The following is a 15,504-nucleotide window of genomic DNA, read 5'->3' on the forward strand; positions in this document are numbered from 1 at the left end:
CAAAGTTCTCAGCTCGTGTGGCTCGCACCTTTGGCAAAGTTTCTCTTAAATCTATATAAAAACAGTTCCCTTACAAACACTTGTATTTGTGGATTGTCCCTCTTCGGAGGTCGGGAGCTTAATTAATCATTAAACACTAAACATTAATCATTAGACATTAAATGGAATGGCTTTGGAACTTGATGACTAACCACGAGAGTGTGGCTTACACTGTGATAGTGTATAGCGTGGTTATCGCAGTAGGAGTTGCTTTAGGAAAAATTAAAATATTTGGCATCTCTTTTGGTATTGCTTGGGTACTTTTCGCAGGTATCGCTATGGCCGAATTAGGATTCACTGTAAACCCCCATATTCAACATTTTGTAAAAGAGTTCGGATTGATTCTGTTCGTATACACCATCGGACTACAAGTAGGCCCTGGCTTTTTTGCCTCCTTCCAAAAAGAAGGTATCAAATTCAATCTCTTGGCAGTGCTCTCTATTGTGAGTTGTGTACTTACTGTAATTGCTATCCACTACATCACCCAGACCGATATGGGTACCTTGGTAGGTATAATGTCAGGTGCCGTAACCAACACTCCAGGGTTAGGAGCTGCTCAAGCTACTTTAGAAGATGTATTTAAAGGCGACCCAGCTACAATGCCGAACCTCTCTACCGCCTACGCTGTTGCTTATCCTTTCGGGGTGTTAGGAATTATCTTGGTAATGTTAGGGCTCAAAGCCTTCTTAAAAGTGAATTTAGATGTTGAAAAACGTTTAAATTCTGTACGTCATTCTAAAGATCAAGTAGTGATCAATCGATTCGCGATAAAAGTAAGCAATCCTGCCCTCTTTGGTAAAAAATTGAGCGTTATCAAACAAACTCTTGATTTCGACTTTACCATCTCGCGTATGTGTAGAAAAGGAGAGATTATATTAGCTAGTGCCGACACACTGATAGAAGAAGGCGACATCGTACTGATAGTAGCTAACCAAAAAGAAAATGAGAAGTTTTTGACCCTAATAGGTGACAGCGTTTCCATTTTGGATTATTTCCCTGATGTAAAAGATATGCGCTATACTTCACGCCGTATCAACGTTACCCAACGTGCTATTTTCACTAAAACTCTTGCAGAGCTTGATGTACGCAAACGTTTTGGAGTAACCATCACTCGTGTATATCGTGCAGGTATTGAGTTCGTGCCCGCTGCCGATACTAAATTACAGTTTGGTGATACCATTACTGTAATAGGCGATGAATCGCACATACAACTCGTAAGCAAAGAGTTCGGTAATTCTAAACGACGTATGCAAACCCCTCACATAGCTGAGCTCTTTATGGGTATTACTCTTGGTGTATTATTAGGTAGCATTCCATTCGCTATCCCTGGCATACCTGTACCTGTAAAATTAGGGTTAGCGGGAGGCCCTCTGATTGTTGCCATTCTCATCAGTCGTTATGGCGGTAAATTCTCAGTAACTCACTACGTATCGCAAAGTGCCAACCTGATGGTACGAGAGATAGGTATTGTGCTCTTCCTTGCCAGTGTAGGCTTAGACGCAGGAGCTACTTTTATAGAAACTATTTTGCACGGACAAGGCTTGTACTGGATGTGTTTAGGAGCACTCATTACTCTTATACCACTTATTATTACCTCTTTAGTAGCACGATTCAAAGCAAAATTAGACTATTTGGGTATCTGCGGATTACTCTCTGGAGCTTCAACCGACCCGCCAGCTTTGGCTTTTGCTAATGATATGTCGAACTCCGAGATTCCCGCACTCACTTATGCAAGTGTATATCCGCTTACTACATTCTTGCGAATAATGGTAGCACAATTATTGATTGTATTTTTTGTGTGACGTTTCAAAAAAAGTTGTACTTTTGCCCTCTGAAAGAATAAAATATTATGTTTGAAAATATGATGGATATGGTGGACAAACTCCAAGAAATCAAGGACTTTTGTATAGTTACCTTAAACAAAAACATTAAGAGTGCTACCGATAAAAATGAAGCTATCTTGGCTGAAGTAACCAAACAAGGGCTTCCGTTTAACTTTTAAAATATAAATCTATGGGTAAAATAATAGCTATTGCAAACCAAAAAGGAGGAGTAGGTAAAACCACTACTTCCGTGAACTTAGCCGCCGCATTGGGCGTATTGGAGAAAAAAGTATTACTCATCGATGCCGACCCTCAGGCAAATGCTACTTCTGGCATAGGTATTGATGTAGATTCTATTGAGCACGGTACTTACGAGCTTTTGGAACACACTATGGAGGCTAAAGATATGATTGTTCACACCAGCTCTCCTAATCTCGACCTTATCGCTGCTCACATCAACTTAGTGGCTATTGAGATTGAGCTCGTAGACAAAGAACAACGAGAATATATGCTCAAAAAAGCCTTAGAGCCTATCAAAGACCAATACGATTACATTTTGATAGACTGTGCACCCTCGTTGGGACTTATTACCCTGAATGCTCTTACAGCAGCTAACTCGGTGATTATACCTATTCAGTGTGAGTATTTCGCTTTGGAAGGGTTGGGTAAACTTCTCAATACTATTAAAAGTGTACAAAAAACCTTCAATCCCAATTTAGATATCGAAGGCTTACTACTCACTATGTACGATGCGCGCTTACGTTTGTCTAACCAAGTGGTGGAAGAGGTACAAAAACACTTCAGTGATATGGTGTTTAAAACCATTATTCAGCGTAATGTACGCCTTAGTGAAGCACCTAGTTTTGGTGAAACCATCATCAACTACGATGCTACCAGCAAAGGAGCTACCAATCACATCAACTTAGCTCAAGAAATTATAGATAAAAACAAAACTGTATAATGACAAAACCTGCTAAAAAACCTGCCTTGGGGAGAGGTATTTCAGCTATTTTTGGCAATAGTCCCGAAGTGGCTATTAATTCTATCAAAGATAAAAATGCCGATAAGATTGTAGGAAATATCATAGAGCTTGAACTCGACCTAATAGAAACGAACCCTTTTCAGCCTCGTACTTCTTTTAATGAAGAAGAGCTACAAGGGCTCGCTTCCTCTATTGAGGAATTAGGGGTAGTGCAACCTATCACTGTACGCAAACTCGACGGAGAAAACAAATATCAGCTCATTTCGGGCGAGCGCCGTTTCAGAGCTTCTAAATTAGCTGGACTGAAAACCATTCCTGCCTATATTCGCATTGCCGATGACAACGAGTCACTCACAATGGCTTTGGTAGAGAATATTCAGCGTCAAGATTTAGACCCCATAGAGATTGCTCTTTCTTACCAACAGCTCATTGAGCAGGTGAATCTCACTCAAGACCAAATGAGCAAACGTGTGGGCAAGAAACGTTCTACCATTACAAACTATTTGCGTTTGCTCAAACTCGCTCCTATCATTCAAACAGGCATACGCGACGGATTCATTTCTATGGGGCACGGTCGTGCAATAATCGCCATAGAAAACCCTGAACAACAAGCAGAAGTATACCAGCGTATCATTTCCGATAACCTATCAGTGCGTGATACCGAAGAGTTAGTGCGCCGCTTGCAAAACTCCGAAACTCCTAATGTGGTAAGTATTCAAATCCCTAAAAGCAATAGTAAAACTGAAGTACCTACTTATATCAAAGAAAATATGAGTAGTTTTAATCATTTTTTTGGTACTAAAGTTACTGTAAAGATGAGCAAGAACGGCAAAGGTAGCCTTACCATTCCTTTTAGTTCAGAGGAAGATTTCAAACGTATTCAAAGTTTATTACACAAAAAGGATGAGTAGAAAGATTGTTTTGATAATAGCCCTACTTATGGGAGTGGGTATTTCGTATGCACAAGACGATACAGAGGAAGTGGTAAAAACACCCTCAGACTCTGTGCAGATAGCTGTTATGCAAGACAATATGAAAAAAGTTCCTTGGAATACCGACCCTCTTTCGCCTGCTAAAGCTGCCTTCTATTCAGCGGTTATCCCAGGTTTAGGTCAGATATACAACAAGAGCTATTGGAAAGTACCTTTGGTGTATATTGCTATCGGTACCCCAATATACTTCTACATACAAAACTCTAAGGAATACGATCGTTACCTCACTGCCTACAAACGTCGTCAACAAGGATTTACCGATGATGAGTTCTACGGCAATCGCCCTGATGGACAACCTCGTCTCAGTACCGATGGATTAAGACGAGGCATACAGTTCTATCGTCGTAATAAAGAGCTTTCTATTCTTATAGGGATAGGCTTATATGCCCTGAATATCATCGAGGCGAATGTCGATGCACATCTCAAACAATTCAATGTAGATGAACGTCTTACTTTAGAACCTTTTATCCACAACGATTTGCTCACACAACCCCAATTTGGCTTAACACTGACCTATAAATCCAAGAAATAATGGGTACACAAAACTTATTGGAACCCTTGCACCACATCATTGAAATAAGAAAGTATTTTTGATATTGCTTCCAAATACGAAAAAGATACTTTTCAGTATATTAAAAATACAGACACTAAATAATTACTTCGACTGTTTTCTATGAACGTGTGGGGTGATTGTTGGGGTGATTGTGTAGCTAAAACTACCTGATGAGAACAATGTAGGGCATTTATATCACGCTAACGACGATCTTAAGAACTTTTACAACTCTCTTGACCCTACCAATAGCTTTAACCCAGGTATTGGTAAGACCTCTAAGAAAAAAGATTGGAAATAGAAACTCATAGTATTACATATTTAGAGAGGCTACCTCAAAAAGTTTTGAGGTAGCCTCTCTTTTTATTTTTCTTTATCACTTCATACCTTCTCTATAATCACGTGGCGTTATTTTAGTAGCTTGTTTAAAAACTGTACTAAAATACTTAGAAGAGTTAAATCCTACTTCAAAAGCTATATCAGTAACTGTTTTTTCTGTTTGTTTTAAGAGCTGGCAAGCTACTTCTATACGATACTTATTGATATATTCACTGATACCAATGCCTGTAATTTGTTTCATTTTATTATACACCGAAGCACGACTCATTGCCATTGCTTCAGAAATCATTGCTACATCTAAGTCAATATTACTATAGTGTTTTTTGATGATTTCATTAAGTTTTATCATAAACACTTCGTCAGCATTGCTGATAGTAGTAAGTGCAGGTGAAGGAATCAATAGTTCTTTTTCATAACGTTGCTTGATGAGCTCTTTTTGTTTGAGCAAATTACCTATTACTGAAAGCAAAAGGTCTATATCAAAAGGTTTAGAGAGATAAGCATCGGCACCTAATTTATAGCCTATCTTTTGACTTTCGGTATCACTTTTAGCCGTGAGTAATATCACGGGAATATGACTGATTTGCAAATGCTCTTTCACCTCTTTACACAACTGATAACCATTCATTACAGGCATCATCACATCGCTGATGATAATATCGGGCTGGTGCGTTTTTAATAACAACAAAGCCTCCTCACCATTTACTGCTTTTAAAACGCTTTTAAACAACGGACGAAGTTCATCATAAAGATAATTTAAAAAATCAGGATTATCATCTACTAAGAGTACAGAATACATAGAGGTATCCATAGTTACTGCTATCTTCTCTGGGGCTTCAGTTTGTTCTTCTTCACCTTCAAACTTGTGAAGGACGCCCTCAGTGCTATGAGAGTAAGGTAATTCTACATAAAAAACTGTTTGCTCTTCTTCATCTTGATAAGCCCCAATAGTACCGAGATGTTTCTCCACTAATTCTTTACAATAAGCCAACCCTATACCACTACCTCGCTGGTTGTGTTTTCCTTGTTCAAAGCGAGTAAAGAGCTTATCCATATCAATATTATGCAGTCCTATACCGGTATTTTCTACTTGAAAACGCACTTTTTGTTCGTTATAACTACTGCGAATGTGTATAGTAGAATACTCATTACTAAACTTTACTGCATTCATTAGTAGGTTAGATAGGACTACCCTTATCTTAGCACTATCCAACTCTACAGGGGGTAGATTTTTATCGAGATGTAGTTCTAAACTTATATGCTTTGTTTCGAATTCTTGTTCAAAATCTTTAGCACTATCGGTGATAAGGTGATTCAAATCAGTATAGGCTTTGGTGAGTGTATTTTCTAACGAAGTATTACGGTTATAGTCTAATACCCAATTGATAATATTCTTCATAGTAGTAGCTTGACGGAAAGCACTCTCTAACTGGGTTTTCTGTGAACGCGTGAGTTTACCACTCTCGGTATGATTAAGCAGACGCTTTAACGGTGCATAAATGAGGGTAAGAGGCGTGCGCAATTCGTGACTTACATTGGTGAGGAATTGTATTTTATCTTCATTGAGTTCCTGCTGATGCAAAGCTATTTGCCATTTGAGTTGTTGCTTTTTACGACGCAGATAACCCCACATTACACCTGCAATAATAGCCAACAAAAGCAAAGAAACTCCTACCAAAAAAGAAGTGCGCTGATACCACACAGGAAGCACTTCGAAGTTGAGCAATGGGGTATCTTTCGTCCAATAGCCATTTTTAGTCATACAAGCGACTTCTACTTGGTATTTTCCTACTGAAAGCAAAGAGATATCTAAACTATTGTCATAGGTTTCAATCACCGAAGTTTGGGCGTTATTTTTAATCTTAAAACGGAAGAGTATGCGCCTAAACATATCTTTTTCATTCAATCCTACATTTAGTTTTAAGGTTTTGAAATAAGGGGGTACCTCTTTAGGAAAGTTTTCGGCGGTGTATATTTTGCCGTTCAATTCTATATTTTGCAAAAAGAGTAAAGGAGTACTACTCTCTTCGGTGTGAATATTCTTATTTATCTTCACAAAACCTCCGACTCCTCCCATATAGATGTAAGGGGAAGGCAACAACTGTACATAGCCTGTAAGCACATCGTTGTGGAGAAAGCCATCGGAATCGTCCCAAATCATTATCTTCTTATCGGGAATATGATAAGAAAACAGCACATTGGAAGCATTAATCCACAAACGCTGTTCAGTATCGAGTTGCATATAGCTAATTTGGTGGAACATATTGTCGGTTCCTACGGCACTAAGCTTCTTTTGTGGTATTGCATAGCTAAACAAGCCATTGGAAGTAGCAATCCAAAGGGTGTGATGAGCTTTATCATTGCATACTGCGCTAATAGTATACCCCTCATTAAGGGTTAGATAACGTGTTATCTTAGCTTCCGATAACTTCATTTGATAGAGTACATTTCCTTTGGAGAGAAATAAAGTATCACCTTGTTGTGCTTTGAGCTGTAAGGCATTTTTAGGAGTAAGTCCTTCGGCAAAAGAAATTTTATTAAACTCTTTGTTTTGAAGATTATACAGATAAGTATTTTTAGCTGTAATGAGTATTTTATCTTTATCAATGTAATATACAAAGGGAGTAAAGCCTGCGTGACACTCTTGCTGGTCAGTAGCTTCATCGATGAGCAAGAAAGGAGTGTAGGAACGACTCAGAATATTATATATGAAAAGACCTTTGCCATAAAGAGAGACTAACAACTCATTAGGTGAAAAGTAGGTTATAGAAGAGACCTTATCGTTATACGTATTGGTATGATGTACAAATTGTTCTGTTTTGGGATTAAAAGCATTGATGCCTCCTCCATCGGTGCCTATCCATATGATGCCATTGGGAGCTTCGAACAAACTTATCACAGCGCGTTCACTTAACCCATTGCTACTTCCTAACGCACTATCAGTATAAGTCTTGATATAGGTTTCTTTAAAGAGAAAAACGCCATCGCGCACTGTACCTGCCCAAAGGTTATGATTAGGGTCTTCATAAAGCACTGTAATGGAATTGACTGGCAAAGAATGTATATTACCGGCACTATGCTGAATATTGTAAAAAGTATTCTTCTCAGGACTAAAAACCGATACTCCTCCCCCATCGGTGGCTAACCATATATTGCCTTTATAAGGCTTGATATCTAAGATAATATCATTGGACAAAAGAGTATTGTGAGTATCGTAATGCGAGCGCAATTCACCTACAAGGGTAGCACGAAAAAGCCCTTTTTGAAAAATAGAATAATACACTTCTTTGCGTTGTGCATCATAATACAAAGAACTCAGCGGACTTGTATTTTCAATAAACAAACTCAACAGTTCTGAGGTAAGAGAATACTTATAAATACCATCGTTTTCAGTGCCTACAAGAAAGGTTGTATTATCAACAGGACATAGATAGGTAATGAGGCATTCTTTATCTTTTGTTTTAGGTTCTTTCCTCAAAGGCAAACGCCCTATATTTTTAGTTTTGTAGTTATACTGGTAGATAGCACTATATCCACCAAAGTAAACCCCTTGCTCAGTAGCACAAATAGAGAAGAGTTGTTGCTGGATTTTAGAGGTAAAAGTATCTTTATTTGGGTCGTATTGCCATACGCCTTTATCGGTTACAGCCCAAAGGTTATGCTGGGTATCTTCATAAAGATGATAGATGTAAGACTCAGTATACCTTTTGATATGATTACGGTCTACCCTATTGATACCCTGACGAGTACCTATCCACAAAATTCCCTTATGGTCACGTACAATAGCGGTAACGCCCGATTGAGAGAGACCGTGTTCAATGGAAATACGTTTAAAATAGTATTCCGTAGGGTTTTGCCCGTAGATTACCCACGTAAAAAAAAGTAAGATACAAGTGCCAAGCACCGATGATAGTTTTATTATCTTCATTGGGTTATTCAGGGTATTCGATGCGTACGTGATAGATATTAGTAAGTTTGCTTTTAAATATGCGTTTGATAGCTTCGATTTCTTTGAAAGATATATCGGAATTGGCAAACTGATTATCGTCTAATTGTTTTTTGATAATACGGTCTACAAACTCATTGAGAGCTTCGAAGGTAGGATTTTTGAGGCTCTTAGTAGCTGCTTCAACCGAATCAGCCATCATAAGAATAGCAGTTTCTTTGGAGAAAGGAATAGGACCTGGATAACGGAAGTCTTCTTCCTTAGTACCTTCGGGATTTAAGTCTAAGGCTTTGCGATAGAAATAATAAGTAAGACTGCGCCCGTGATGGGTTTTAATGAAATCGATAATGCGTTTGGGCAGTTTGTTTTTATGAGCGAGTTCTACTCCATCGGCTACGTGCTTGATAATCACCTTAGCGCTTTGTTCAGGAGTGAGCTGGTCGTGAGGGTTAAGGCTTGTTTTTTGGTTTTCGGTAAAGTAAATAGGGTTTTCCATCTTACCGATGTCGTGATAGAGTGCGCCTACACGCACCAAGAGGGTATTAGCTCCAATCTCGGCAGCAGCAGCTTCGGCAAGATTAGCCACTTGCATAGAGTGCTGGAAGGTGCCTGGAGCTTTTTCGGAAAGCTGACGCAAGAGCTTGGTATTTGTATCGGAGAGTTCTAAGAGAGAGACATCGGAAACTAAGCCAAAAGTACGTTCGTAGATATACGTAAAGGGTTGCGAAAAGAGAATACCAATACCATTGAGGATAAAAAGAGTAAGTAGAGAGATATCGAGCCCTTTGAGTGTTCCTTCGGTAATGGTGTGGAAAGCGATATAAATAATTAAATAGGCAGCCGTGATGAGCCCCGCCGATACAAAACTGCTCAATCGGTAGTGCATTCCCTTAGGGGTGAGAATGATAGCCATAGCAGCCACAATCTGTATGAATACAAACTGGAAGCTATTGGGCACAATAAAGCCTGTGATGAGTATGGTGCTGATATAAACAAAGAGGACGGTACGCAAATCGAAAAACGACTTGAGAATGAGCACCATCATTCCTACGGGGACAATATAGATATAATCGGGGAAATACCTTGAAATGAGCCCTACGAAAAGAATCATACTGAGCATATTGAGTAAGATAACACTCAATTTAAGGTTGCTTTTATATAATTTATTTTCGTATATTTTTAAGTATAACGCCATCAGTAGCAATACCATAGCTACTAACGTGTAATAACCTAAAAGCGACCAATTATAGTTGTTCTGACTCCACGTTTGGTTTTCGTACTCGTCTCTGAGCGACAACAGGGTATTCAGTTTTTCGCCCTCTACCAATTCACCTTTGGCAATGATGAGTTTCCCTTTATTTACCCAACCGCGCGTATAGACTATCTCTTTAAGGTTTTGAGTAAGCGCTTTTTGAGTGAAATTTTGGTCGATTACGAGATTAGGAGTAAGGATTTCAAAGAAAAGGTCGTAGTAATTTTTGTGATACTCATTATAAGGGGCGGTATCGAAATAGTTTTTAATAGCTGTTGCCAACTGTTGAAGATATAACACACGTTCGGCAGGCACTTCTACTATTTGATTGTTATGCTTGATAATGAAGATTTCAGAAGGGCTAAACGCAGGCTGATTGAGCATCACTCCATTGCGATAGCTTTCCGCTAAAAAAGCCTCAGCTTTTTTCAGCAAGAGTTCTCGTTTATCGTCGGGTAGATGTTTGAAATAAGCGTACTTTTTCTGTTCAAACTTTTGCTTAGCACTCACAAAGGCGGTAGTATCTTGCTTGTAATACACCGTAGATTGGTTGGTTATTTGTTGTTTTTCGGCTTTTATTTGCTCTTCTGTTTTCTTTAAGGGAAAATCAAAAGGGGCATATAGGTTTTCGTGTTGCCAAAGCTCTCCTTTGCGAAATTCGTATTTAAATTTCGCTTTTTCGGGAAATACTTGCAAGATGAGTACTAAGGCTATAGCAAAGGCTAAAACCTTGAACACAAGAGATTTTTTAATAAATGCTTTGATATTTTTGAGCGTTATCATCGTTTTTCCTTTCTCAAATGTAGATGTAAATGCAATGCAAAGATAAGAAATAATTTTTTAATACCAAAAATGCCAATAATACCAGAAATGTCAATAATACCAGAAAATGAGAAAATGAGAGAATGAGAAAATGAGGTGCGAGGTTGAGTTAGAGGAATGAGGCTGTGCCTCAGAAATTAAACAAAATCAAGGCTACGCCTTGTAAACCAGCAGAGGGATTGTTAGTTTATTCAACTTTGGCAAAGTTTAAAACTTTGCCAAAGTTTGAGATGAAAAAGTGATGTACTGGGACTGTTAGGAGAATTCGGAAAGAAACGAAGAAGTTCGGAAGAAGATTAAGAGAGATTTTGATGAAAAAAGGCTATAAGGAGGGTGGGGGTAGCTTATAGAGAGCTTATAGGAAGCTTATACGAATCTTGGACGATTGGTATAGAAAGGGTGTATAAATAGTTGATTCATAATATGATACAACAACGATAAAAATGTTAAAAACGGGGTTTCGAGGCGAAAGAAAGAGGAAGAGGTGATAGGCCTTAGGCCATAGGCAGTAGGGGACATATGACGGAAAAGAGGGAGTGTAGAGACGGAGAAAGTGAAGGTAATGTGGTGAAAACTTCTCGCTGGCTGTCTTCAAAAGAGGGAGTGTAGTGACGAAGAAGTGGAGGAAAGAAAAAAATATTTCGTATTTAATTAAAAAAAATAATGTACATTTGCAAAAAAGAAATACAAGTATAACTGACCTATGTTTATTTATTTGCAGCTATTAAAGGAGAGTTTTAACTTCGCAATCAAATCGTTGCGAGACAATAAGCTCCGCACTTTCCTTTCGTTATTGGGTGTAACGGTGGGAATCTTCTCTATTATATCGGTATTAGCGGCGGTTGATTCGCTGAATAGAAGTATTCAGGAAAGCCTTTCGGGGTTAGACAAGAATATGATAAACGTCTCTAAATTCTCTTTTGCTCCTACCGATGTACCCCGCTGGCAACGCTTGAACTTTCCGCAAGTTAGCTATCAGGAATACGAATTTATGAAGCGTGAAATACCTAATACTGAAGCTGTGGTGTATGAATTGTTTGGGGTATTTTCGACGATAAAATACAATGGCAAAACGATTCCGTCGCCTACTATACAATCTACTTCGGCAGGAGTTGAACAAATAAGTGATATTAGGATAGAAAAAGGTAGGTTTTACAACGAAGCTGAAGCTAATGCCGGCACTGCGGTAGTTATATTAGGGCATAATTTGGCTGAACAGCTTTTTGGTGAGGAAGACCCTATGAATAAAGAGATACGCATTTTTGGTCGCCGACTCACAGTTATTGGGGTACTGAAAAAATATGGCGAACTGGGGGGAGGTCCCGATGATAATGCTTATGTGCCAGCTAATTTCGTAAGAGGATTTATGAATACAGGCCCACAAGGACTACCCAGTGGAGTAGTGTTAAAGCCTAAAAAAGGAGTAGATATGGCGGAGTATGAAGCGGTATTGCGCCAGAAATTCCGTGCTTATCGCGGACTTAAACCTGAGGATATAGATAACTTTTTTGTCAATAAAATATCGTCGTTTACCGATATGATAGACGAGACAATTAGTATGATGAATGTGGTGGGCTGGATTATAGGAGGCTTTTCAATCTTGGTAGGAGGCTTTGGTATTGCTAATATTATGTTTGTGAGTGTGAAAGAACGCACGAGCCTTATAGGAGTACAAAAGTCGTTAGGAGCTAAAAACCAGTTTATCTTGTTTCAGTTTTTGTTTGAAGCGGTGCTTTTGGCTATCATCGGTGGACTTTTTGGGTTGTTCTTTGTGTGGTTACTAACCTTTATAATTCCGAGCAGTAGTGATGGGTTTAATTTTGTGCTATCGTTTAAGAACGTAGCGATAGGCTTAGGAATCTCGTTTGTAGTAGGTTTGCTTTCGGGTATTATTCCTGCATCGTCGGCTGCACGGCTCAATCCTGTGGAAGCGATTAGAACCGGACAGTAATGTAAAGTGATTTCAATATATTTAGTAAGAAAAGAAATTTTATAGGAAGAAAAAGAGAAATATAACTCTCTCATTTTCTACAAGTAAAAAAATAATTAACAATTCATCTTAAAATTTAACACTTTTTTTATGGAGTATGTCAAAAATATTTACTTATTTTGTAGCGAAGAAAGGTGAGAACCTTGCTTGAGAAACTGAGTTTACTAATCAACTAAATTTTTAACCTATGTCTATCAACGCCTTTATTATTTATCTTTCGATAGAGATGAAATATTCTGACCATACAGTTGAGGCTTATAAACACGACCTTAGGAGTTTTGAGAAGTTTATTAAGAGTCTATATGAGGAAAAAGGGGAAGATTGCTGTTTGGAACAAGCTGACCAAGAAGATATAAAGAAATGGATTATACACTTATCGGATGAAACTATTTCATTTAGGAGTATCAATAGGAAGTTATCGGCTTTAAAGACTTATTACAATTTCTTGAAGAAGACGAAACAGATAGAAATAAGTCCGTTTGAGAAAGGCATATTTTTATTGAAAACAGAGAAGAAGCACAAGTTGCCTTTTTCGGAAGCTGAGATTGAAAAGGTGTTGTCCTTTTTTTCATCGAAGGATTCATTTGATGAAGTGAGGAATAGGGCAGTGATTGAGACGCTTTATGCTACGGGTATACGTCGCTCAGAGTTGGCTGGACTGAAAGTAAGCGATGTGGATTTTGAGCAAAAACAAATAAAAGTGCTTGGGAAAGGTGATAAAGAGCGGTATATACCTATTATTCCTGAGCTTGAAAACACTCTTAAAGAATATTTAGTTTTAAGAGAAGAGGTAAAGGATGAAAAAAGCCAGGATTATCTATTTTTAGTAAAGAATGGTAAAAAGATATATTCGACGCTGGTATACAGAATTATTAATTCGTATTTTAGCGTTGTAACAACAAAGAAAGATGTGAGTCCTCACGTATTGAGACACTCATTTGCGAGTCATTTGTTAGATAATGGAGCAGACCTTTATACTGTGAAGGAACTACTGGGGCATTCCAGCTTGGCTTCTACCCAAGTGTATACGAACACCAGCTTGGCTGAACTCAAAAAGCAGTATAAGAAAGCACACCCTCGGGCAAAAGGCAATAGCAATGAGGAAGAATAATTGAATTGTTAAACCTTAAATTTGTAAACATTATGAAAGTACACGTACACCCAGTTGATTTTACAGTCGACCAAAAATTAGTAGACTTTATTCAGAAAAAACTTGATAAGCTCGATAATTTTTACGATAGGATTATCGAAGCAGATGTGCATTTGAAGTTGGAAAATACCAATACCAAAGAAAATAAAATAGTAGAAGTGAAAGTACATATCCCAGGAGAAAGTCTTGTGGTAAAGAAACAGTTTAAGACTTTTGAAGAAGGGGTTGATAGTGCTATCACACCATTGGAAAGAATGTTATTAAAACACAAAGATAAGCACTAAAAACTTATGCAATAGAGAAGAGCAGAAGTTTTAAAGTTTGTTAAAAACTTTTTGAATACAAAAAAAAGTTATATCTTTGCCCCAGTTTTTGTATAATTATAAAATCAGAAAGTAATGAAAAGAAGCATTTTACTATTGGCTTCATTGGTTTTCTTTGGAGTCCAAGCACAACAGAATGACTATAACAAATGGTCTATTGATATAAATGGAGGGTTTAATAAACCTACCACTCCTTTTACAAGTGGGTATAGTACTAATACGCCTAATTTATGGAGCACAAATGCAGGTGTGCGCTATATGGCAAACAACAAGTTTGGGGTTCGATTAGGCGGTGGTTACGACGTTTTTAAGAATGATGACGATACGCCTAATTTTGAATCTAGACTTTGGAATGTAAACCTACAAGGGGTAGCAAACCTTGCGAGTGTTCTTAGCTTTGAAGAATGGACAAGTGACTTAGGATTACTATTGCACGCAGGTTTTGGATATTCACAGCTTAATAGTGATTATATTTCTAAACCCGACCAAATAGCATTTCTTACAGTAGGTCTTACTCCTCAGCTGAGAATTTCTAACCGTATAGCTTTTTTGCTTGATGCCTCAATGTACATCAATAGTAAGCAACAACTTACTTATGACACAAAATCAGCTAATGGACAACAAGGCTTCCAAGGAAACCACTTTACCCTTACTGCTGGTTTAAATATTGCTCTCGGTAAACACGGTAAACACGCCGATTGGGCAGCAACTTCTAAAAAAGACGAATTAGAAGAAGTGGCTCAACGCGTAGCTAACCTTGAAAATAACGTTGCTGACTTGAAGAGCGAAGTGGCTAACAAGCAAAACAAAATGAATGATGCTAATGGCAACAACGTTCCTGATGAAATTGAAAGCTACTTAAACGATAATTACAAAGCAAAAGATAAAGTAGGTGAAAACGGAGAAGTAAAAGATGATGATGTAGTAGCTGACCTCATCAGAAAAGGTTATATCAATGCTTACTTCGATTTTAATTCATCTAAACCACAGATATCATCTTCTTGGGCTGTAGATTTTGTAGCTAAGTATATGAAATCTAATCCTAATGCACACATTAATATTAATGGTTATGCTGATGAATTAGGAGGTACTCAGTACAACCAAACTTTATCACAAAAACGTGCTGATGCTGTGAAAGATTTGCTTGTGAAAGCAGGTATTGATGGCTCTCGTATTACTGCCGAAGGAAAAGGCGTAGATGCAAGTGTTGATAAGAACTCTTCAAGAGCACGTCAGTTAGCTCGTAAAACAACTTTTGAATTGAAATAGTAAGTATAATCGACTTAGAATAATAAT

General features: G+C 38.0%; 11 protein-coding genes and 1 pseudogene. 10 read left to right on the forward strand and 2 right to left on the reverse strand.

Translation table 11 applies throughout. The features are described 5' to 3' along the window. Nucleotides 1–161: 161 nt before the first annotated feature. The 6 genes and pseudogenes from C3V44_RS04555 to C3V44_RS12575 all read left to right on the forward strand — a co-directional run. Nucleotides 162–1,841, forward strand: a complete 1,680-nt coding sequence (locus tag C3V44_RS04555; RefSeq protein ID WP_009411760.1) for a putative transporter — start codon at nucleotides 162–164, stop codon at nucleotides 1,839–1,841. 47 nt (nucleotides 1,842–1,888) lie between these two features. Beyond that, entirely contained in the window at nucleotides 1,889–2,041 is a 153-nt protein-coding gene (locus C3V44_RS12055) for a hypothetical protein (protein ID WP_164996608.1), read from the forward strand. 11 nt (nucleotides 2,042–2,052) lie between these two features. Next, entirely contained in the window at nucleotides 2,053–2,823 is a 771-nt protein-coding gene (locus tag C3V44_RS04560; RefSeq protein ID WP_002671062.1) for a ParA family protein, read from the forward strand. Beyond that, nucleotides 2,823–3,755 (forward strand): ParB/RepB/Spo0J family partition protein, encoded by a 933-nt coding sequence (locus C3V44_RS04565; RefSeq protein ID WP_009417469.1) that lies wholly within the window; start codon nucleotides 2,823–2,825, stop codon nucleotides 3,753–3,755. The genes C3V44_RS04560 and C3V44_RS04565 overlap by 1 nt, the downstream gene beginning before the upstream one ends. Beyond that, a complete protein-coding gene (locus tag C3V44_RS04570; RefSeq protein WP_106095686.1) occupies nucleotides 3,748–4,368 on the forward strand; it encodes a DUF5683 domain-containing protein in 621 nt (206 codons plus the stop codon). Before C3V44_RS04565 ends, C3V44_RS04570 begins: the two co-directional genes overlap by 8 nt. A 187-nt stretch (nucleotides 4,369–4,555) precedes the next feature. Further along, a pseudogene (locus C3V44_RS12575) lies at nucleotides 4,556–4,687 on the forward strand (hypothetical protein); the annotation flags it as partial. 75 nt (nucleotides 4,688–4,762) lie between these two features. Here C3V44_RS12575 and C3V44_RS04580 read toward each other — a convergent pair. Next, on the reverse strand, nucleotides 4,763–8,653 hold the full coding sequence (locus C3V44_RS04580; protein WP_106095687.1) for a response regulator: 3,891 nt from the start codon (nucleotides 8,651–8,653) through the stop codon (nucleotides 4,763–4,765). A gap of 4 nt (nucleotides 8,654–8,657) precedes the next feature. Next, on the reverse strand, nucleotides 8,658–10,706 hold the full coding sequence (locus C3V44_RS04585) for an HD family phosphohydrolase (RefSeq protein ID WP_106095688.1): 2,049 nt from the start codon (nucleotides 10,704–10,706) through the stop codon (nucleotides 8,658–8,660). A gap of 742 nt (nucleotides 10,707–11,448) precedes the next feature. On the opposite strand from C3V44_RS04585, the gene C3V44_RS04595 reads away from it, so the two are divergent. The 4 genes from C3V44_RS04595 to C3V44_RS04610 all read left to right on the forward strand — a co-directional run bounded on the left by C3V44_RS04595 (nucleotide 11,449) and on the right by C3V44_RS04610 (nucleotide 15,477). Continuing rightward, the gene (locus C3V44_RS04595; protein ID WP_106095689.1) at nucleotides 11,449–12,696 is read left to right on the forward strand and encodes an ABC transporter permease; all 1,248 of its coding nucleotides are present in this window, start codon (nucleotides 11,449–11,451) and stop codon (nucleotides 12,694–12,696) included. A gap of 226 nt (nucleotides 12,697–12,922) precedes the next feature. Continuing rightward, entirely contained in the window at nucleotides 12,923–13,846 is a 924-nt protein-coding gene (locus tag C3V44_RS04600; RefSeq protein ID WP_106095690.1) for a tyrosine-type recombinase/integrase, read from the forward strand. 32 nt (nucleotides 13,847–13,878) lie between these two features. Beyond that, on the forward strand, nucleotides 13,879–14,169 hold the full coding sequence (gene hpf / locus C3V44_RS04605) for a ribosome hibernation-promoting factor, HPF/YfiA family (RefSeq protein WP_002671089.1): 291 nt from the start codon (nucleotides 13,879–13,881) through the stop codon (nucleotides 14,167–14,169). Between the two features lie 114 nt (nucleotides 14,170–14,283). Continuing rightward, complete coding sequence (locus tag C3V44_RS04610) at nucleotides 14,284–15,477, forward strand: OmpA family protein (protein WP_106095691.1); 1,194 nt, start codon at nucleotides 14,284–14,286, stop codon at nucleotides 15,475–15,477. Nucleotides 15,478–15,504 lie beyond the last annotated feature (27 nt).

This window comes from Capnocytophaga sp. oral taxon 864 (assembly GCF_002998835.1).
Classification (GTDB): domain Bacteria; phylum Bacteroidota; class Bacteroidia; order Flavobacteriales; family Flavobacteriaceae; genus Capnocytophaga; species Capnocytophaga ochracea.